Raw genomic sequence first — 17,727 nt, 5'->3', positions numbered from 1 at the left:
ACGGGACGGAACACCGAAATGCCGCGCCTGCGGGCGGAATACGCCCAGGCGCGGCAGTCATGAATGGCCGAAGGACCGGAAAGGGTCCGGAAAAGGGGCCGACGCGCGCTCGGGCAGGCGTCAGCGACAGAGAACGTCGGCTACGCAGATTCCGGTCACGCCAAGAAGCGCCAGCTCAATGGCGGCGCGCTCGGAGGTGACAGGGCTGCGTGACATGCCGAGAAATATGGACGACCCGATCGCCGATGTCAACGCGGAATAAGACGCCCGTCTCGCGATGCGGACAGGTCGTGGACACGCGCTCCGGAGCGGACGTGCCCCGCGAGCGGACAGCGGCCTCAATTCCCGGGATGTACCCAGGGGTTGGGCCGGCACTTGATGCCGCCGATCTCCAGCGACTTGGTCTGCTGCTGCATCACAGGGGCAAGCGCGCCGGGCGTCCCGCAGCTCACGTGCCCGTACCCCAGCCGGTGGCCGACCTCGTGGTTGATGAGCATCTGACGGTAGGCCAGCAGCTTCTCCGGACCGAAGGTCGACGAGCCCTGGGCCCAGCGGTAGGCATTGATCATGACGCGTTCGGTCGAGGCGGAATCGCAGGAGACATTGTCCTCGGTCGTGTCCAGACCCGACTTCTCGCACCAGACCCCCGTGGTCGCCGGACTGGCCAGCGTGATCACGAAATCGGCGTCGCCCGAGGAGATCCGCTCGAACGTCATGGCACCGTTGTGCGCCCAGCTCCGGTCGTCGTTCAGCGTCTTCTGAACGGCATCGGCGAAAAGTCCGCTGTCGAGGCCGAGACCCTTTTCGATATCGATCCGGTAGCGGTACTTCTGCCCCTTGCCCGGCGCTTTCGCCAGACCGGGAACGGCCTCGAATGTCCCGCCGGCCTTCAGTTCGGGAGCGAGGGGATAGGGCTTCGCCATCTTCTGCTCGTACGACAGCGGCTTGACCCGGGCCACCTTCGGCTGCGGCGTCGGCCGGGAGACGGAACGGGAGGCGTCCTCGCTACCCTCGCGGTCCACCCCGGCGGCCTGGGAGGCGAGGCCGCGGTCGTCACCGTCCTGGGCGACCTGTCCGGCCACCACGACGGCGAGCACGGTCGTGACAGCGGCGGCGGCGATCCCGGTGAAGGTACGTCCCTTGCCACCCTTGCCCGGTGCGGAACCCCCGGTCGCGTCGGCGTCCTGGGACTCCTGTTCGTGGTCCCGGTCGGTGACCGAGCCGTACGGGTCGGCGGGCTGCTGCGAAGCGGCCGGAACACCGTCGAACGCGTCGACGAATTCCCGGCGGGGCCCCGGGAGCATCGGGCCTTCGGCCACCGAAGGCCGCATCCCCGAGCGCCGGTCGGCAGCACGCTGCGCCGCCTCCTGGGCCGACACCTGCCGGGCCACCGCCTGCTGGGCGGACGCCTGCTGAGCGGGAGTCCGCCCGGTGCCGGACATCTGCGGCGCCCCTCGCGGCACTCCGCCACGGGCCGCTCCGGCGTATCCGGTGGGCCCGGAGGGACCCGTCTGTCCCGGCCGTCCGGCGCCCTGCCAGTCCCCGTACCGCTGCTGCGGTCCGGTTCCCCAGCCGCCGCCCGCCTCGCGCTGTTCGGGGTGGCCGCCGCGCACCTGCGGCGTGCCGTGGAACGGGGTGTGTCCGTCACCGCCGGGCGACGTGGCGGTTCCGCGCCTGCGCCGTCCGCTGCCGGCCCCGGACGGGGTCGCCCCCGCCGGAGCGGCCCCTGACGGGCCCGTCCCGGGATCGCCGCCCGAACTCGCGGCGCTCGCGCTGCCCTGGCTCTTGGCCTCGGGGCCCTTTCGGCTATGTCGTCCCACGCCCCGGATCAGCTCCCGCCGCATTCGTCGAGCAGGTCCCGGAACGCCTGGGCGACCGTCTCCGGGTACTCCATCATCGCCACGTGCCCCGCTTCGGGCACGGTCAGCAGCCTGGCGTCGCGGAAGGCCGCGGACGCCCTGCGTGCCATCCGGTACGAGACGAGCTGGTCCCGTCCGCCGTACACGAGCTGGGTCGGTGCGAGCACCCGCTCGGCCTGGCGCCACAGCCCGTGCTGCCCGCCCAGTGTGTAGGCATCGACGATGCCCCGGGCGGAGCGCGTCATGGCGTCCCAGAAGTACGGCAGTTCCAGCCGGCGCTCCATCTCCGCCACCGCGTGACGGAGTCCTTCTTCGGAGACCCGTGCCGGATCGCCGTAACAGAGTGCCATGACTCCGCGCGTGCGCTGCTCGGCGGTCCAGTCCTTGGTGAGCCGCGAGAAGAGGGAAGCGACCCCCGGGACGGCCAGCAGCGCGGTCGGCACGGCGGACCGCTGCACCCGGAGTTCCGGCAGGGCGGGCGAGACGAGCGTGAGGGTGCGCACCAGGTCGGGACGGACGGCGGCGACCCTGGTGGCGACGGCGCCGCCCAGGGAATTGCCGAAGAGGTGGACGGGTCCGCGCTCCCCCGCGTCGATCAGCCGGATCACGGCCCGCGCGTGCCCGGTCACCGAGTAGTTGCCGTCGTCCGGCGGCGGCGAGTCCCCGAAGCCGGGAAGGTCGACCGCCTCGCTGTCGAGCACGTCCTCCAACAGCGGCATCAGCGCCGACCAGTTCTGGGACGAGCCGCCGAGACCGTGGACGTAGAGGGCGGGGGCGAGCCCCGCACGCAGCGGCGGCCGGGAGCGGACGGTCAGAGTGAGGCCCGCCAGCGTGACGGAGCGCAGCCTCTCCCCTTCCGCGACCCTGACGGCACTGACCGTGGGGGCCGCCGCGGCAGCGGCGGCGCGGGTACCCGGCAGCTCGGTCGAAGACATGCGGCAATGTTACGAGACGATCACGCGCCGGTTCGTGTGTTCGCCGTCACAGACCGCGTAGCGGCTCCGCACGGTTGCTCCTACGCTTCAAGGGAAGGAAGGAAGCCGCCATGACGGTCGACCCGAGCGACCCGGACACGTTCGAGGACATCCAGCCCGACGAGCCGGACCAGGAGACCCCCGATGCCGATGCCGCGGAGCAGCACGCGGATGTCCAGCAGCGGCGCGACGAACCACTGACGGGCATCGACCGGGAGCAGGCGAACGAGGCGGATGCGGCGGAGCAGGCCCGCGTTGTCGCCCAGGACGAAGACGATTACCGGTAATACGCCCCGCTTTGCTCTCGGACTCCGCTGATCTGTGGCTATCGCACTCGTCCGGTCCGTGAAATTCTGCGTCCGCGCCGCGCATACCCGGGTTACCCAAAAGTACGATGGCCGCACGGCGCAGCGTGCACGGAAACAGCTGTGCTTGAACACAATTTTGGGAGGCGGCGTGACAGCCATCGAGCAGACAGAGGCAGCGCGCCCGCGGGGCACTCGCCTGCCCCGCCGTGCCCGACGCAATCAGTTGCTGGGCGCCGCGCAGGAGGTCTTCGTCGCGCAGGGCTACCACTCCGCCGCGATGGACGACATCGCCGAGCGGGCGGGCGTCAGCAAGCCGGTGCTCTACCAGCACTTCCCGGGCAAGCTGGAGCTCTATCTGGCCCTGCTCGACCAGCACTGCGAGGCACTGCTCCAGGCGGTGCGTACGGCACTGGCTTCGACGACGGACAACAAGCTGCGCGTCGAGGCGACGATGGACGCCTACTTCGCGTACGTGGAGGACGAGGGCGGAGCCTTCCGGCTGGTCTTCGAGTCCGACCTGACGAACGAGCCCGCGGTACGGGAACGGGTCGACCGGGTCTCGCTCCAGTGCGCGGAGGCCATCTCCGACGTCATCGCCGGTGACACGGGACTGTCCAAGGACGAGTCCATGCTGCTCGCGGTCGGCCTGGGCGGTGTCTCCCAGGTGGTGGCCCGCTACTGGCTCTCCAGCGGCTCCAGCATCCCCCGCGACACGGCGGTGCAGCTGCTGACCTCGCTCGCCTGGCGGGGCATCGCGGGGTTCCCGCTGCACGGCACCGATCAGCACTGACCCGCGGCGACCGGCACCGGACCCCGGTGATCACCTCCGGTGTTCGCTGCGGGCGTTGCCGGTCGGGCCGTGGTCCCTCTCCTCACCGGGCTAATGTGTGCTGCGTACGGCGCGGTTCACCGCGCAGGGACTGACCGTCGGAGGGACATAGCCGTGGAGGTCAAGATCGGGGTGCAGCACACGCCCCGGGAGATCGTTCTGGAGAGCGGGCTTTCCGCCGAAAAGGTCGAGAGCGCGGTCGCCGAGGCGCTCTCCGGCAAGGCGCAGCTGCTCAGCCTCACGGACGACAAGGGCCGCAAGGTTCTCGTGCCGGCCGACCGGATCGCGTACGTGGAGATCGGCGAGCCCAGCACCCGACGGGTGGGGTTCGGCGCGCTCTAGGCGCGACGCAACGCACACGAAGGAGCGGCCCGGCGGATATCCGCCGGGCCGCTCCTTCGTGTGCGTGCCGCACCGGGCCGGGTACGCCGTCGGCCGTCCCCCGGAGGGGTTTCCGCAGGCTGCGGGAGGGTTGCGTTCCGCAGGCCCCGGGTAAGACCGCCTACGACCGATTTGCCCTCCCCGCAACCCGCGAGGTGATCCTCTGTGATCTGGGAATCCTTCGGCTCCGTCGTGCTCGGACTCGCCCTCTCCTGGGCGGCGCTCCGCTCGCTGCCGGACCGGCTCCCGTCCCGCCGTGCGGTCTTCACCACCGGCGCACTGGGTGCCCTGTTCGGCGCGTATCTGACGCACTCGGCGCTGGGGACCGGCCATGTGCCGGCGACTCTGGCCGGTGCCGTGTTCGTCGGGACGGTGACGCTGTCCCTGCTGATCCGCCCACGCAGCCGCCGCCTCGCCCGCTCGGCGGCGGCCCAGTAGGTCCGGTACCCCCTGTGCGCGGGTGACTACGCGGCGAGCCCGAGGGCGGCCATCCGCTTGGTGTGCGCCTCGGTGATCCGGGAGAACATCCGGCCGACCTCGGCCAGGTCGAAGCCGTCGGCCACCCCGCCGACGAGCATCGTCGACAGCGCGTCACGGTCGGCGACCACCCGCTGGGCCTGCGAGAGCGCCTCGCCCATCAGCCGGCGGGCCCACAGGGCCAGCCGTCCGCCGACCCTCGGCTCGGCCTCGATGGCGGCACGTACCTTCTCGACCGCGAAGTTCCCGTGCCCGGTGTCGTCGAGCACGGCGAGGACGAGGGAGCGGGTGTCCGTGTCGAGGCGGGCCGCGACCTCCCGGTAGAAGTCACTGGCGATCGAGTCGCCCACGTACGCCTTGACCAGGCCCTCCAGCCAGTCCGACGGCGCGGTCTGGCGGTGGAAGTCGTCGAGCGCCTTGGCGAACGGCTCCATGGCCGCCGTGGGCTCCTCGTCGATCGCGGTGAGGCGCTCCGTCAGCTGCTCGAAATGATGGAATTCGGCGGAGGCCATCTTTGCCAGCTCCGCCTTGTCACCGAGCGTCGGAGCGAGTTTGGCGTCCTCGGCGAGTCGCTCGAAGGCCGCAAGTTCCCCGTAGGCAAGTGCGCCGAGAAGATCGACGACAGCGGCGCGGTACTGCGGCGCGGCGGACGCGGTGGCCCAGTCCTGGGCGGCGATCCCGGTGAGTGCGGGGGCTTCATTGGCGTTGTCAGGCGTCTCCATGGAGCGCACAATAGCCGCCTCCGGGAGAGGTGTAAGGGCCCGGCCAGGCATGCACGTCACACCGTTCCGATGAATTCGCCCAACACACATGCGCGAATCCGGGGTACAGTGGTATTGCGCTTACTGAGCATTTGACTGTGCTCGGAGCGCTTTTGAATGAGGATGCCCGGTCGGTGGCCCGATCGGCTCCGACCCGACAGCCCTCCACGCGGGGCGTACGACACGTACGACCGCAGATGAGGGGCCCCCTCAGCGGCACGAGCGCTCGAGCGACGGCAGTGGTCCCGCGCCACCCGGCCCATCCACGGCCGGATGACCAACCCCGGCACGGTACGACCCCCAGCGTTCGCCTCGGACCGCGTCTCACAGAAGAGGCAGCACCCTGACTACGTTCCGCGACCTCGGAATCCTTCCCGAGACGGCCGAAGCCCTTGAGGCAGTCGGCATCATGTCCCCCTTCCCCATCCAGGAGATGACGCTCCCCGTAGCGCTCTCCGGCTCCGACGTCATCGGCCAGGCCAAGACCGGCACCGGCAAGACGCTCGGCTTCGGACTCCCCCTCCTGGAGCGCGTCACCGTCCCCGCCGACGTCGAGGCCGGGCGCGCCACGCCCGACAAGCTGACCGACGCGCCGCAGGCGCTGATCGTCGTTCCGACCCGTGAGCTGTGCCAGCAGGTCACCAACGACCTGCTGACCGCCGGCAAGGTCCGTAACGTCCGCGTGCTCGCGATCTACGGCGGCCGTGCGTACGAGCCTCAGGTCGAGGCCCTCAAGAAGGGCGTCGATGTGATTGTCGGCACCCCGGGGCGTCTCCTCGACCTGGCGGGTCAGCGCAAGCTCGACCTCTCGCACATCCGTGTGCTCGTCCTCGACGAGGCCGACGAGATGCTCGACCTGGGCTTCCTGCCCGACGTCGAGCGCATCATCACGATGCTGCCGCCGAAGCGCCAGACGATGCTGTTCTCGGCCACGATGCCGGGCGCGGTCATCAGCCTCGCGCGGCGCTACATGTCGCAGCCGACGCACATCAACGCCACGTCGCCCGACGACGAGGGCACGACGGTCAAGAACACCGCGCAGTACGTCTACCGCGCCCACAACATGGACAAGCCGGAGATGCTCTCCCGCATCCTCCAGGCCGAGGGCCGCGGGCTCGCGATGATCTTCTGCCGTACCAAGCGCACGGCGGCCGACATCGCCGAGCAGCTGGAGAAGCGCGGTTTCGCCTCCGGCGCGGTCCACGGCGACCTCGGCCAGGGCGCCCGTGAGCAGGCGCTGCGCGCCTTCCGCAACGGCAAGGTGGACGTGCTCGTCTGCACCGACGTCGCCGCGCGCGGTATCGACGTCGAGGGTGTGACCCACGTCGTCAACTACCAGTCGCCCGAGGACGAGAAGACCTACCTCCACCGCATCGGCCGCACCGGCCGCGCGGGGGCCAAGGGCATCGCGATCACGCTGGTGGACTGGGACGACATCCCGCGCTGGCAGCTGATCAACAAGGCGCTGGACCTGAACTTCCCGGACCCGGTCGAGACGTACTCCACGTCGCCGCACCTCTACGAGGAGCTCAGCATCCCGGCGGGCACCAAGGGTGTCCTGCCGCGTGCCGAGCGGACGCGTGCGGGTCTGCGGGCGGAAGAGGTCGAGGACCTCGGCGAGACCGGCGGCCGTGGCCGCAAGTCCGCCGCCCCGGCCCAGGCGACCGTCCGTGAGGAGCGCCCGGCCCGTACGCCGCGTCAGCGTCGTCGTACGCGGGGCGGCAGCACGCTCGAAGAGGGCGCCGTGACGGTGCCCGCACCGGCCGCCGAGGCGGTCGTCGACCCGGCGGAGCCGCGTACGCCGCGCCGTCGCCGTCGTGGCCGTGTGGGCGTCGCCGAGGGTGTCGCCGCCGAGGCGGCGGCAGCCGTGGCCGAGGCCGCGCCGGTCGCCGTCGAGGAGGCCGCGGAGCCCGTGGCCGAGGAGAAGCCGCGCCGCCGCCGTACCCGTACGGTCGCCGTGGAGCCGGTCGCCGAGACGGTGACGGAGGCCCCGGCACCCAAGGTGAAGGCCACCCGGACCCGGGTCAAGGCAGCGCCGGAGGTCGTCGACTTCCAGACCGTCGCCGTCGCGGTCGCCGAGCCGGTCACCAAGCCGCGCCGCCGCGCCCGTGTCATCAAGCCCGCCGTCGACGAGGTCGACTTCCAGATCGCCCCGCCGTCCGAGCCGGTGACGGAGACGCGCCGCCGGACCCGTCCCGCCGCCAAGCCGAAGACGGAGACGGTGACGGAGGCTCCGGCCGCCGACGGCGAGACCAAGCCGCGCCGCCGCCGTCCGCGCGCCGCGGCCGTGAAGGCGGAGACCGCCGAGGTGGCCGCTCCCGCGGCGACCGAGGCCGAGGCCGACGCGAAGCCGCGCCGCCGCCGTGCCCGCGCGACGACGGCCAAGGCCGAAGCGGTCACGACCGAGAGCTGACCGGCACCGTACGACACCGAGGGCCGGGTACTCCGCACACGCGGGGCACCCGGCCCCTCGTGCGTCCGGCACCGGGCACGCCGGAGCCCGGCGATAACCTCGCTCCATGAGCCGGCCACCCACCTTCACCCCGCCCCCCTGCGCCCGCGCCCGCACCCTGCGCACCGCGCGCGGGGACTTCGCCGTGCTGGACGCCGCACCGCGTACCGACGCACACTCCACCGCGCTCCTGCTGCCCGGATACACCGGCAGCAAGGAGGACTTCATCGCCCTGCTCGAACCGCTCGCCGACGCCGGCTACCGCGTGGTCTCGGTGGACGGCCGAGGGCAGTACGAGACGGAGGGCACGGACCGTCAGGAGAGGTACGCGCAGGAGGAGTTGGCCCGCGATGTGCTGGCGCAGGCGGAGGTGCTCGGCGCCCCCGGCGACCGCATCCACCTGCTCGGCCACTCGCTCGGCGGCCAGGTCGCCCGCGCCGCCGTACTGCTGGACGCCTCGCCCTTCCGCTCGCTGACCCTCATGTCCTCCGGTCCCGCCGAGGTCGCCCCCGGCCAGCGGGACAGGATCAAGATGCTCGCCGACGCCCTGCGCACGCTGAGCATGGCCGAGGTGTGGGAGGCCATGCGGCTCCTCGACCCGCCGCAGGACGCCGACACGGGGGACGGCGAGGACCTGCGCCGGCGCTGGCTGAGCCACCACCCCGCGCAGCTCGTCGCGACGGGCGCCCAGTTGTCGGCCGAGCCCGACCGGGTGGCGGAACTCGCCGCCCTGGCACTGCCCGTCCATGTGGTGTCGGGCGAGCGCGACGACGTCTGGCCCGTGGAGCTGTTCGACGACATGGCCCGGCGGCTGGGCGCCCGGCGCACGACGGTCGAGGGCGCCGAACACTCCCCCAACACGGCCAGGCCCCGCGAGACGGCGGCGGCGCTGGTCTCGTTCTGGGACGGCCACTGACCCCGCTCCGGCGGAGGTGAGTGGGGGCCGCCCGGTGTTCCCGTCGACGGGAACACCGGGCGGCGGCCGGCTCAGTACTGCGACTGCAGGTGCTGCCAGAAGCCGTCGCGCAGCGCGCGCCGCAGATGGGCGTGGCCGCGCAGGGAGTGCTGGAGCAGCCGCTCGGCCTCCACCAGCAGGTCCTGGTCGACGGAGCCCGGCAGGTAGGGGTGGCCGGGCAGCAGGTCGGCCAGGGACTCACGGCCCCGGGCGGAGAGCCAGGTGGCGGCGATCTGGGCGCCGACGAAGCGGACGTTCTCGCGCGAGGGCGCCGGGGTGTCGTCCTCGAACGTGGTGACGGAGCGCCGCGTGACGTAGGGGCGGCAGAAGTCGAGGTCGAAGGTGCGCTGGCTGTCGACCTCCCACAGCAGCGGCTCGGCCTGGTTGCGCCCCTCCCCCGCCTCGATGCCCCAGAGGTGGACACGGGCCCCGTAGCCCTGCGCCGCCTCGACCGCGGACACCAGGTCCTCGTCCCCGCCGACGAGCGCCGCGTCACTGATGGCGCGGTGTCTGGCGAGCGATTCGAGGTCGGTGCGGATCAGTGAATCGACGCCCTTCTGCTGGTTGTTGGCGTTGAGGTTGCCGAGTCTGACCTTGACGTCGGGGAGTTCGGCGATGGACTGCTGCTCGACGGTGTGGATGCGGCGCCTGGCCCCGTCGTACCAGTAGACGCGCAGCAGCCTGCTGTCCGCGAAGATGGTCCGCGCCTTGTCGATGAACGCCTCGATCATTCCCTCCGCGTCGAGGTCGAAGTTGCGGCGGTCCTCCGTACCGGTGACGAGCAGTCCGGCCGCGGCGTACACATAGCCCGCGTCCACGAAGATCGCGTGGGTCGAGGGGGTCTTCGACACCTCGGCGAGCACGCGCGTGAGCAGCGTGTTGGTGCGGTCCAGGTACTCGCGGATATCGGCCTGGCTCTCCGTCCGCGCGTCCGCTTCGTTCATGCGGACCTCGTCGGCTGCGTCCGCGCAGCTGCTACCTGGTAGTTAGACATCCAAAAAATTTCCTTAGCGTAGGGAATGTTTGCAGAGAGCAAGCCGTTGTACACCCTGTGGAGCGTGGACAGCGATGCCTTGCGCTCTTCATCCTTGCGGACGGGTCACCCCGTCCTCACAGCAGTTCTCCAGCAGGAGGATCAGACGAAGGGAAGCCATATGCGCTTCGAGATCATGCGACTCGACGATGTCGACGGTACCGCCGTGGACAGCACCGTCGTGGACGCCGCCTCCGTCAACCGGATGGTGCAGCAGGCCGCAGCAGTGGGCCAGCGCATCTACATCCGGCCGGCCGAAAGCTCGGCTTCGTAACGCCTGACACAGCATTGCGCCGCTAAAGACGAAGCGCCCCCGTACGGAAGGACCGTACGGGGGCGCTGTGGTGTCCGGGGTCAGGCGTTCTGGATGACCTGGGTGACACCGTTGATGATCTGCTGGACGGCAATGGCCGAGAGCATCATTCCGGCGAGCCTGGTCACCAGCACCACACCGCCGTCCTTGATCACGCGGATGATGAGCAGCGAGTAACGCATCGTCAGCCAGAGCACGATGTGCATGGCGACGATGGCGGCCCAGACCGAGATCTGTCCGGCCGCGCCGTCGGCGTTCTGCACCGCCAGGATCACCGAGACGATCGCACCGGGACCGGCGAGCAGAGGCATGCCCAGCGGTACGAGCGCCACGTTGACGTCCTTGGTCTGCGTGGGCTCGTCGGTCTTGCCGGTGAGCAGGTCGAGCGCGATGAGCAGCAGGAGCAGTCCGCCCGCGATCATCAGCGCGGGCACGGAGACGTGCAGGTAGTCGAGGATCTGCTGACCGAGCAGACCGAAGACGGCGATCACACCGAAGGCGACCGCGACGGCCTGGAGGGCCATCCTGCGCTGGACCTTGGCGGGCCGGCCGGCGGTGAGGGCCAGGAAGATGGGGGTGATTCCGGGCGGATCCATAATCACAAAAAGCGTGAGAAAAAGGGATCCGAAGACAGCGACGTCGAACACAGTGAGCCTTGCGAGTGGGGAGCGGGTCGAACAGGAGGTGCGCGCCGGACGGCAGGAGTGACGGCAGCCGTACGCGGCCGTGGCGGCCGGGCGCGCGGAGGTGTGACGGGAAGGCGTGGGGGTACGGCGCGGGCGCCGTGTGCGGCCTTACGGGCGGCGGGGTCCACCGGCGCCCGGAACCGGGAAGGCTCCCGCCGCGCGCCGGGTGATCTCGCCGTAGATCTCGGGGTCGGTGGTGTACTCCCCGAGCTGCACGGTCTTGCGGCTGCCGTGGTAGTCGCTGGATCCGGTGGTCAGCAGCCCCAGTTCACCGGCGAGTCCGCGCAGCCGCGCCCTGGTGGGCGCGTCGTGGTCCATGTGGTCGACCTCGATGCCGTCGAGGCCGGCGGCGGCGAGCAGCGCGATCGATGCCTCGGGCACCACCTCGCCGCGCTTCACGGCGAGCGGGTGGGCGAACACGGTGACCCCGCCCGCGGCCTTGACCAGCCGGATCGCGTCGAAGGGGTCGAGCTCGTGCTTCTCCGCGTAGGCACGTCCGCCGTTCGCGAGCCAGTCGGGCGTGAAGGCGTCGGAGACACTCGCCACGACGCCGAGGTCGACGAGCGCGGTGGCGATGTGCGGGCGGCCGACCGAGCCGTCCCCGGCGATCGCCGCGACCTGCTCCCAGGTGACCGGGACGCCCAGCTCCTGGAGCTTGCGCACCATGGCCTGCGCGCGCGGCACCCGGTCGTCGCGCACCAGCTCGCGCTCGCGGGCCAGTTCGGGCTCGTGGGGGTCGAAGAGATACGCCAGCATGTGCAGGCTCACTCCGTCGATGCGGCAGGAGAGCTCGGCTCCGGTGACGAGGGTGAGGCCCTCGGGCAGGGCCGCGACCGCTTCCGCGTGCCCCGCGACGGTGTCGTGGTCGGTGAGGGCGACGACGTCGAGACCCGCGGCGGCGGCGTTGGCCACCAGCTCGGCGGGGGTGTCCGTGCCGTCCGACGCGGTGGAGTGGGTGTGCAGGTCGATGCGCACGACGCGTACTCCAGTGCTCGGGCCGGACAGGGGGACGCTCAAGGATAACCGCCGCGCACGCACGCCCCGGTCGGCCGCCCGGCCCGTCAGGGGGGAGTGAGCAGCCGCGGTGTGAGGGCGCCGCACGGCACGAGGTCGACTTCCGCCCCGGCGTCGCGCAGGTCCGTCAGGACCAGCTCGTCGTACATCAGGAGTCCGGACTGCTCGGGCCAGACGATCGCCCAGAGCCAGAGCCCGCACGCCTCGCCCGCGAAGACGGCCCGGTCGTCCGGGGCCCCCTTGACGTGCCAGAGCGGCGTCGGGCGTCCGGCGGCGTGCACCTTGACGTCGGGCGCCCGGTCGACGCGCAGGTGCGGGCCGGGATCGGGGCCGTCCATGCCGGCGTACCGGGCACCGAGTCCGACACCGAGCTCCTCGGCGACGAGCAGCAGTTCACCGAAGCCGCCCAGCGGACCGGGGCCCGAGCAGGCGACGGCCGTGGCCCGTCCGCCGCTGCGGTCGTCCCCCGCGCAGGCCACCCCCGTGAACAACCAGCCCACCGGGAGCGGCCAGGGCATCCACACCGGCACCTGCGTGCGGTGCACCACGACGCCGAGCGACTCGACACTGGGTGGGACCACCGGCTGCATCGGGTGCACCTGGCCGTGCGCCGGGCACTGCCAGGAATCGGCAAAGAGACCGGGCGCCCTGACCCGGCCACCGCACTTCGGGCAACTGGGTTCGCCCCTCATAGCGACCAACGGTCCTCCCCGCTTGTCGTCGCGTCAAGGACGATCACCCGTCCGCAGCGTGGCTCCCACCGGGGAAAATAGATGTAACTTGCATTTATTAGAACGCCTAACTTATTCTGTGCATAACACAGCTACCTAGTGGAGAGCGAGAGAGCCATGCGGGGAGAGGATCCCTTCGACGAAGGGGCGTCAAGCATCCTGCGCCAGCCGAAGGCCGTCTGGGCCACGGCGGGCGCCTCCGTGGTCGCGTTCATGGGAATCGGTCTGGTGGACCCGATCCTGCCGTCCATCGCCAAGGGCCTGGAGGCGACACCCAGCCAGGTGTCGCTGCTCTTCACCTCGTACTTCCTGATCACCGCCGTCGCGATGCTCGTCACCGGGTTCGTCTCCAGCCGTATCGGCGGCCGTAAGACGCTCCTGGCGGGCCTCGCGCTCGTCGTCGTCTTCGCCGCGCTCTCCGGCACCTCCTCGTCCGTCGCCGAACTGGTCGGCTTCCGGGCCGGCTGGGGACTCGGCAACGCCCTCTTCGTCTCGACGGCGCTGGCCGTGATCGTCGGAGCGGCGGCCGGTGGCAGCGCCGCGGCGATCCTTCTGTACGAGTCGGCGCTCGGCCTCGGCATGGCCTGCGGCCCGCTGCTCGGCGCCCTGCTCGGCGACGCGAACTGGCGCTACCCGTTCTTCGGCACCGCCGCGCTGATGGCCATCGGCTTCGTCTGCATCACGGCCTTCCTCAAGGAACAGCCACGACCCGCCCGGAAGACCTCGCTGCTCGACCCGGTCAGGGCACTCGGCCACGGCGGTCTCGCCTCCGTCGCCGCCTCCGCGTTCTTCTACAACTACGCGTTCTTCACGATCCTGGCGTTCACGCCGTTCGTGCTGAACATGTCCCCGTACAAGTCGGGCGCCGTCTTCTTCGCCTGGGGACTGCTGCTCGCGGTGTTCTCCGTGCTCGTCGCCCCGCGTCTGCAGAAGCGCTTCGGCTCGCTCAAGGTCGTCGGCGGCTCACTGGTCCTGCTCGCCGTCGACCTGGTGGTCCTCGGCTACGGCGGTCACACCACCGCCGTCGTCTGCACGATCGTCTCCGGCGCTTTCATCGGCATGAACAACACCGTGTACACCGAGCTGGCCCTCGGTGTGTCGGACGCGCCGCGTCCGGTGGCGAGCGCCGGGTACAACTTCGTCCGCTGGTTCGCCGCGGCGGCGGCCCCGTACCTCGCCCCGAAGATCGAGGAGTGGAGCGACATCCACATCCCGTTCGTGGTCGCCGCGGTCGCCGCGCTGGCCGGCGCGGCCGTCGTCTGGATCCGGCGCACCGCCCTGACCCAGGAGGCGAGGGAGCTGGAGCCGAAGCACGCCACCGAGGACGGCGTCACGGCCTTCGCCAAATGACGCCCGCACCAACCCCGTTGCTCCCCGTCCGCGGCTCTCCCTCCTGGCCGCGGGCGGGGTGTGTGCCGTTCGTCTCAGTCGAGCGCCACGGAGGCGCGCAGCGGATCGCGCAGATCCGTACCCTGCGACAGCCACCGCTCCTGAAGCTCCTGCGCGCCCCTGACCCGCTTCCAGGCGGCCTCGCTGTGCGTCATCGGAAGCAGCGGCAGGAAGTGCACGGGATCCATCGGGGCGTCCAGCTCCAGGTCTTCGACGAGCCCGCCGGGCTCGGCCACCAGCACGGAGCTGAACGGCGCCCCCGGCCACAGCGGCCGGCCCAGGTCGAGGGAGGCGCCGGGTGCCACGATCAGCCCCTCGACCTGCGGGGACGCGGCCAGCACGGCCAGCGGGCGCAGCACCTGGTCGGTGTCGGCGAGCCCCACACGTACCGACAGGACCAGCTCGGCGCGCGGCCCCTTGACCGGGTCGGCGAGCGGTGAGGTGGGGTCGGCCATCGGCTGCCCGGACATGCCGAGCGTGGCGTAGCGCACCACGTCGCCGTCGATGAAGCGGAGCACCTCGATACGGTCCGTACCGAGGAAGGTCACGTCGGCGCGTGCGTCCGGTTCGCCCAGGGCCGTACGGAGCCGGGCCTCGACCAACGCCAGAATTTCTTCCATGACGTGAGCATAGGACGCGTCAGGAACGGGCAAAGAAAGGGATTGACCCCGAGTCGGCTGGTAGCCTGGCCGCCAGCCGGGACAGCACGCAGAAGCGTTGCTCTCAGTCCCGGCACACGTCGTCCCTCACGGGGGACCGGCCGGAGGAGGTGGGGACTGCCATGGATCCAAGTCGACCGTGCAGTACCAACCGCTCTTCCGCCCGACGCCTTCCCTCCGTCTCCTGAAGCCTTCCCGGCCAAGGCCCACGGCAGTTCGCGCGACGGAAGAGCCCCTCGTTTTTGCCTGTCTGTAGCGAACGCCGTCATCGCGCTGCCGCGGTGCCGCCCGCTTTGCGGACGTAGTGACACGTCCCCATTCCGGGCTGTTCCACGTGCCCGCCGACGGCCCTCCGTGAAGGAGCCAGCCATGTCGATGATCCGTGACCTGCGCGCCGCCGTGCGCCCGTCCCTCCGCAAGAGCAACGCCCCGTACAACAGCTACGACACGACCCGTGACCCGTCCGCGTCGAGCGCGGTCGTCGACTGCGCGGTCTACCGCGACGGGCGGCGCCTGGAGGCGGCCGGCTGCCAGACCCCGCACGAGGCGATGCTCCGGGTGCGGGAGGCCGGCGGCTTCGCCTGGATCGGTCTGCACGAGCCGACCGAGGAGGAATTCGCCGGTATCGCCCGGGAGTTCGGCCTCCACCCGCTGGCCGTCGAGGACGCGGTCCACGCACACCAGCGGCCCAAGCTGGAGCGGTACGACGACACCCTGTTCACCGTGTTCAAGACCATCCACTACGTGGAACACACCGAGTTGACCGCGACCAGCGAGGTCGTCGAGACCGGCGAGGTCATGTGCTTCACCGGCCGGGACTTCGTCATCACCGTCCGGCACGGCGGAAAGGGTTCGCTGCGCGCGCTGCGCCACCGCCTCCAGGACGACCCCGAGCTGCTGGCCAAGGGTCCGTCCGCCGTGCTGCACTCCATCGCCGACCACGTCGTGGACGGGTACATCGCGGTGGCGGCAGCGGTGCAGGACGACATCGACGAGGTGGAGATCGGCGTCTTCTCCACCCCGGCGAAGGGCAGTCAGCGTGGTTCGGACGCGGGCCGGATTTACCAGCTCAAGCGTGAGGTGCTGGAGTTCAAGCGGGCCGTGTCCCCGCTCCTGCGTCCGATGCAGCTGCTGAGCGAGCGGCCCATGCGGCTGATCGACCCCGACATCCAGAAGTACTTCCGCGACGTGGCCGACCACCTGGCCCGGGTGCAGGAAGAGGTCATCGGCTTCGACGAGCTGCTGAACTCGATCCTTCAGGCCAACCTCGCGCAGGCGACCGTCACGCAGAACGAGGACATGCGCAAGATCACCTCCTGGGCGGCCATCATCGCCGTACCGACGATGATCTGCGGGGTGTACGGCATGAATTTCGATCACATGCCGGAGCTGCAGTGGACCTACGGCTACCCGATGGTCATGGGCGTCATCGGCGTCGTCTGCTTCTCCATCCACCGCACCCTCAAGCGCAACGGGTGGCTCTAATAGAGTTCGCGCCATGACTGCTGCTGCTGACGTGCTGCTGGGCCGGGCCCTCGTCGAGGAGGCCACCAAGAAGTCCGGTCTGATCTGGGTCCGGGGCACCGGCCACGCCCGCGCGCTGTGGCACGTCTGGCACGAGGGCGCCGTCCATCTCGTCGGGGACGGCCCCGGCGAGCAGCCGCTTCCCGACGGGCTCACCGACGGGGCGGCGGCCGAGGTCACCGTGCGCAGCAAGGACAAGGGCGGCCGGCTCGTCGCCTGGACCGCCTCGGTGAGCGTGCTCGTGCCGCGTTCCGTGGAGTGGGCGGCGGCGGTCGCCGAGCTCAAGGGCAAGCGGCTGAACGCGCCGGACGCCGAGCAGATGACCGAGCGCTGGGCGCGCGAATGCCGCGTGCTGCGGCTGGCGCCCGGCGAGTCCCGGACGGACCTGCCCGACTCCTCACTGGCGGCGGTTCCGCTCCCCACCGGGGCGACGACCCGCCGGCCCGTACCCGCCGCGCTCCCCCGCCTGCTGCTGAAGCGCCGCAGGAAGAGCTGACGTTCCGGGCGGCCCTCCCTCAGCCCGAGGACTTGGGGAGCTGGCCTCCGTAGTCGACCGTCTCGTCCTCGGACGGCGGCTTCAGGGTGAAGGCCCGGCCCCAGTCGGCGAGCGTCACCGTGCCACCGCCTCCGCCGCGCGCGACCCTTACCGGGTACGGCGTGCCCTTCAGCGAGACGTCGAGCGCGCCACCCTCACCCTTTCCGCCCATGATCTGCACGGTGGGCACCCCGGCGACCGAGTCCCGGTCGCCCTTGTTGACCGTGCCGTGCAGGCCGAGCAGGCCGTCGAGCAGGATCTTCTTGTCCGTGAAGCCGCGCAGCTGCTTGTACGTCGGATCGCCCTCGGGGACCTTCACGTACTTGCCCTGGAGCTTGTCGGCAGCCGCCCGGTCGCTCTCCTCGCCCTTGCCGCTCGCCTCGCCCTGGTTCCAGAAACCGGCGTCGGCCTTGAGGAACAGCTCGTCGCCGATGCGCAGCAGCGCGAACGTGCTCTTCTTCGAGGTGACGGAACCCGTGCCGCCCTCCGTGTTGAGCTGCATGTTGAGCCTGTACGTGCCGCCCTTGCTGACCAGGGTGCCCGCGAGCCGTACCGCGTCCGCGGAGTCCGCCGCCGCTCTGGCCTTCTTGTCGATCTCCGCGGCACCGAGTTTGCCGACCCCGTTGGTTCCCTTGTCCGGGTCCTCTCCGGCGCACGCGGTGAGGGCTGCGGTCAGACCCGCACAGAGCACTACGGCGAGGGCGGTCCGGTGATGGGCCCGGACGGCCGGGGCGAAAGAGGTCACAGGCGCACTGCCTCTCATCTGCGTGTCGGGGGGTGGCAGACGGCAGCGTACCCGTGCGGCCTACGCCCCTTTGCAGAGAGCCGTACGGACGGGCCGCCGGGG

20 protein-coding genes are annotated in these 17,727 nt (G+C 70.8%); 10 read left to right on the top strand and 10 right to left on the bottom strand.

Translation table 11 applies throughout. The features are described 5' to 3' along the window. Positions 1 to 120: 120 nt before the first annotated feature. From OG230_RS23550 to OG230_RS23540, 3 genes are all read right to left on the bottom strand, one after another. Positions 121 to 216, bottom strand: a complete 96-nt coding sequence (locus OG230_RS23550) for an Ms4533A family Cys-rich leader peptide (RefSeq protein ID WP_328905709.1) — start codon at positions 214 to 216, stop codon at positions 121 to 123. Positions 217 to 338: 122 nt separating this feature from the next. Beyond that, on the bottom strand, positions 339 to 1,820 hold the full coding sequence (locus OG230_RS23545; protein WP_328905708.1) for a DUF3152 domain-containing protein: 1,482 nt from the start codon (positions 1,818 to 1,820) through the stop codon (positions 339 to 341). Between the two features lie 8 nt (positions 1,821 to 1,828). Beyond that, positions 1,829 to 2,794: an alpha/beta fold hydrolase gene (locus tag OG230_RS23540; protein WP_328905707.1), complete on the bottom strand. Its 966-nt coding sequence runs from the start codon at positions 2,792 to 2,794 to the stop codon at positions 1,829 to 1,831. A 110-nt stretch (positions 2,795 to 2,904) separates the two neighbouring features. Here OG230_RS23540 and OG230_RS23535 point away from each other — a divergent pair, with 110 nt between their 5' ends. The 4 genes from OG230_RS23535 to OG230_RS23520 all read left to right on the top strand — a co-directional run bounded on the left by OG230_RS23535 (position 2,905) and on the right by OG230_RS23520 (position 4,789). Next, complete coding sequence (locus OG230_RS23535; protein WP_328905706.1) at positions 2,905 to 3,120, top strand: hypothetical protein; 216 nt, start codon at positions 2,905 to 2,907, stop codon at positions 3,118 to 3,120. A gap of 169 nt (positions 3,121 to 3,289) precedes the next feature. After that, the gene (locus OG230_RS23530) at positions 3,290 to 3,931 is read left to right on the top strand and encodes a TetR/AcrR family transcriptional regulator (protein ID WP_328905705.1); all 642 of its coding nucleotides are present in this window, start codon (positions 3,290 to 3,292) and stop codon (positions 3,929 to 3,931) included. Positions 3,932 to 4,084: 153 nt separating this feature from the next. After that, positions 4,085 to 4,312 carry a DUF3107 domain-containing protein gene (locus OG230_RS23525; RefSeq protein WP_328905704.1) on the top strand — a complete coding sequence of 76 codons (228 nt, stop codon included), beginning with the start codon at positions 4,085 to 4,087 and terminating at the stop codon, positions 4,310 to 4,312. A gap of 204 nt (positions 4,313 to 4,516) precedes the next feature. Next, entirely contained in the window at positions 4,517 to 4,789 is a 273-nt protein-coding gene (locus OG230_RS23520) for a hypothetical protein (RefSeq protein ID WP_328905703.1), read from the top strand. 26 nt (positions 4,790 to 4,815) lie between these two features. Here OG230_RS23520 and OG230_RS23515 read toward each other — a convergent pair whose 3' ends face one another. Beyond that, entirely contained in the window at positions 4,816 to 5,550 is a 735-nt protein-coding gene (locus OG230_RS23515) for a ferritin-like fold-containing protein (RefSeq protein WP_328905702.1), read from the bottom strand. 448 nt (positions 5,551 to 5,998) lie between these two features. On the opposite strand from OG230_RS23515, the gene OG230_RS23510 reads away from it, so the two are divergent. After that, entirely contained in the window at positions 5,999 to 8,002 is a 2,004-nt protein-coding gene (locus tag OG230_RS23510; RefSeq protein WP_328905701.1) for a DEAD/DEAH box helicase, read from the top strand. A gap of 106 nt (positions 8,003 to 8,108) precedes the next feature. Continuing rightward, positions 8,109 to 8,957, top strand: coding sequence for an alpha/beta fold hydrolase (locus OG230_RS23505; RefSeq protein WP_328905700.1), 849 nt, complete (start codon positions 8,109 to 8,111; stop codon positions 8,955 to 8,957). A 71-nt stretch (positions 8,958 to 9,028) separates the two neighbouring features. Here the strand turns inward: OG230_RS23505 and OG230_RS23500 are convergent, their stop codons facing one another. After that, complete coding sequence (locus OG230_RS23500; RefSeq protein WP_328905699.1) at positions 9,029 to 9,940, bottom strand: NYN domain-containing protein; 912 nt, start codon at positions 9,938 to 9,940, stop codon at positions 9,029 to 9,031. Positions 9,941 to 10,150: 210 nt separating this feature from the next. Here OG230_RS23500 and OG230_RS23495 point away from each other — a divergent pair, with 210 nt between their 5' ends. Beyond that, positions 10,151 to 10,303 (top strand): hypothetical protein, encoded by a 153-nt coding sequence (locus tag OG230_RS23495; protein WP_328905698.1) that lies wholly within the window; start codon positions 10,151 to 10,153, stop codon positions 10,301 to 10,303. A gap of 80 nt (positions 10,304 to 10,383) precedes the next feature. Here OG230_RS23495 and OG230_RS23490 read toward each other — a convergent pair whose 3' ends face one another. The 3 genes from OG230_RS23490 to OG230_RS23480 all read right to left on the bottom strand — a co-directional run bounded on the left by OG230_RS23490 (position 10,384) and on the right by OG230_RS23480 (position 12,734). Further along, a complete protein-coding gene (locus OG230_RS23490; RefSeq protein ID WP_328905697.1) occupies positions 10,384 to 10,989 on the bottom strand; it encodes a MarC family protein in 606 nt (201 codons plus the stop codon). Positions 10,990 to 11,136: 147 nt separating this feature from the next. Beyond that, positions 11,137 to 12,003 carry a PHP domain-containing protein gene (locus tag OG230_RS23485; RefSeq protein ID WP_328905696.1) on the bottom strand — a complete coding sequence of 289 codons (867 nt, stop codon included), beginning with the start codon at positions 12,001 to 12,003 and terminating at the stop codon, positions 11,137 to 11,139. 86 nt (positions 12,004 to 12,089) lie between these two features. Further along, a complete protein-coding gene (locus OG230_RS23480) occupies positions 12,090 to 12,734 on the bottom strand; it encodes a DUF6758 family protein (RefSeq protein WP_328905695.1) in 645 nt (214 codons plus the stop codon). 156 nt (positions 12,735 to 12,890) lie between these two features. Between OG230_RS23480 and OG230_RS23475 the strand changes: the two genes are divergently transcribed. After that, entirely contained in the window at positions 12,891 to 14,123 is a 1,233-nt protein-coding gene (locus tag OG230_RS23475) for an MFS transporter (RefSeq protein ID WP_328905694.1), read from the top strand. Between the two features lie 74 nt (positions 14,124 to 14,197). On the opposite strand, the gene OG230_RS23470 is transcribed toward OG230_RS23475, so the two are convergent. After that, complete coding sequence (locus OG230_RS23470; protein WP_328905693.1) at positions 14,198 to 14,782, bottom strand: suppressor of fused domain protein; 585 nt, start codon at positions 14,780 to 14,782, stop codon at positions 14,198 to 14,200. Between the two features lie 408 nt (positions 14,783 to 15,190). Between OG230_RS23470 and OG230_RS23465 the strand changes: the two genes are divergently transcribed. Then, on the top strand, positions 15,191 to 16,306 hold the full coding sequence (locus OG230_RS23465) for a magnesium and cobalt transport protein CorA (protein ID WP_328905692.1): 1,116 nt from the start codon (positions 15,191 to 15,193) through the stop codon (positions 16,304 to 16,306). A gap of 13 nt (positions 16,307 to 16,319) precedes the next feature. Then, positions 16,320 to 16,841, top strand: coding sequence for a hypothetical protein (locus OG230_RS23460; protein WP_328905691.1), 522 nt, complete (start codon positions 16,320 to 16,322; stop codon positions 16,839 to 16,841). 19 nt (positions 16,842 to 16,860) lie between these two features. Here the strand turns inward: OG230_RS23460 and OG230_RS23455 are convergent, their stop codons facing one another. Then, a complete protein-coding gene (locus OG230_RS23455; protein ID WP_328905690.1) occupies positions 16,861 to 17,625 on the bottom strand; it encodes a hypothetical protein in 765 nt (254 codons plus the stop codon). Between the last annotated feature and the right edge of the window lie 102 nt (positions 17,626 to 17,727).

This window comes from Streptomyces sp. NBC_00234 (genome assembly GCF_036195325.1).
Lineage (GTDB): Bacteria > Actinomycetota > Actinomycetes > Streptomycetales > Streptomycetaceae > Streptomyces.
Note: the sequence above shows the minus strand (reverse complement) of the source record. Positions and strands in the feature narration are given on the sequence as shown.

Bases quoted from the DNA above. Each gene is read 5' to 3' on its own strand.
- OG230_RS23470 (WP_328905693.1), bottom strand. From the start codon at position 14,782: ATGGAAGAAATTCTGGCGTTGGTCGAGGCCCGGCTCCGTACGGCCCTG.
- OG230_RS23535 (WP_328905706.1), top strand. From the start codon at position 2,905: ATGACGGTCGACCCGAGCGACCCGGACACGTTCGAGGACATCCAGCCC.
- OG230_RS23515 (WP_328905702.1), bottom strand. From the start codon at position 5,550: ATGGAGACGCCTGACAACGCCAATGAAGCCCCCGCACTCACCGGGATC.
- OG230_RS23540 (WP_328905707.1), bottom strand. From the start codon at position 2,794: ATGTCTTCGACCGAGCTGCCGGGTACCCGCGCCGCCGCTGCCGCGGCG.
- OG230_RS23475 (WP_328905694.1), top strand. From the start codon at position 12,891: ATGCGGGGAGAGGATCCCTTCGACGAAGGGGCGTCAAGCATCCTGCGC.
- OG230_RS23510 (WP_328905701.1), top strand. From the start codon at position 5,999: ATGTCCCCCTTCCCCATCCAGGAGATGACGCTCCCCGTAGCGCTCTCC.
- OG230_RS23480 (WP_328905695.1), bottom strand. From the start codon at position 12,734: ATGAGGGGCGAACCCAGTTGCCCGAAGTGCGGTGGCCGGGTCAGGGCG.
- OG230_RS23460 (WP_328905691.1), top strand. From the start codon at position 16,320: ATGACTGCTGCTGCTGACGTGCTGCTGGGCCGGGCCCTCGTCGAGGAG.
- OG230_RS23550 (WP_328905709.1), bottom strand. From the start codon at position 216: ATGTCACGCAGCCCTGTCACCTCCGAGCGCGCCGCCATTGAGCTGGCG.
- OG230_RS23495 (WP_328905698.1), top strand. From the start codon at position 10,151: ATGCGCTTCGAGATCATGCGACTCGACGATGTCGACGGTACCGCCGTG.
- OG230_RS23505 (WP_328905700.1), top strand. From the start codon at position 8,109: ATGAGCCGGCCACCCACCTTCACCCCGCCCCCCTGCGCCCGCGCCCGC.
- OG230_RS23465 (WP_328905692.1), top strand. From the start codon at position 15,191: ATGTCGATGATCCGTGACCTGCGCGCCGCCGTGCGCCCGTCCCTCCGC.
- OG230_RS23500 (WP_328905699.1), bottom strand. From the start codon at position 9,940: ATGAACGAAGCGGACGCGCGGACGGAGAGCCAGGCCGATATCCGCGAG.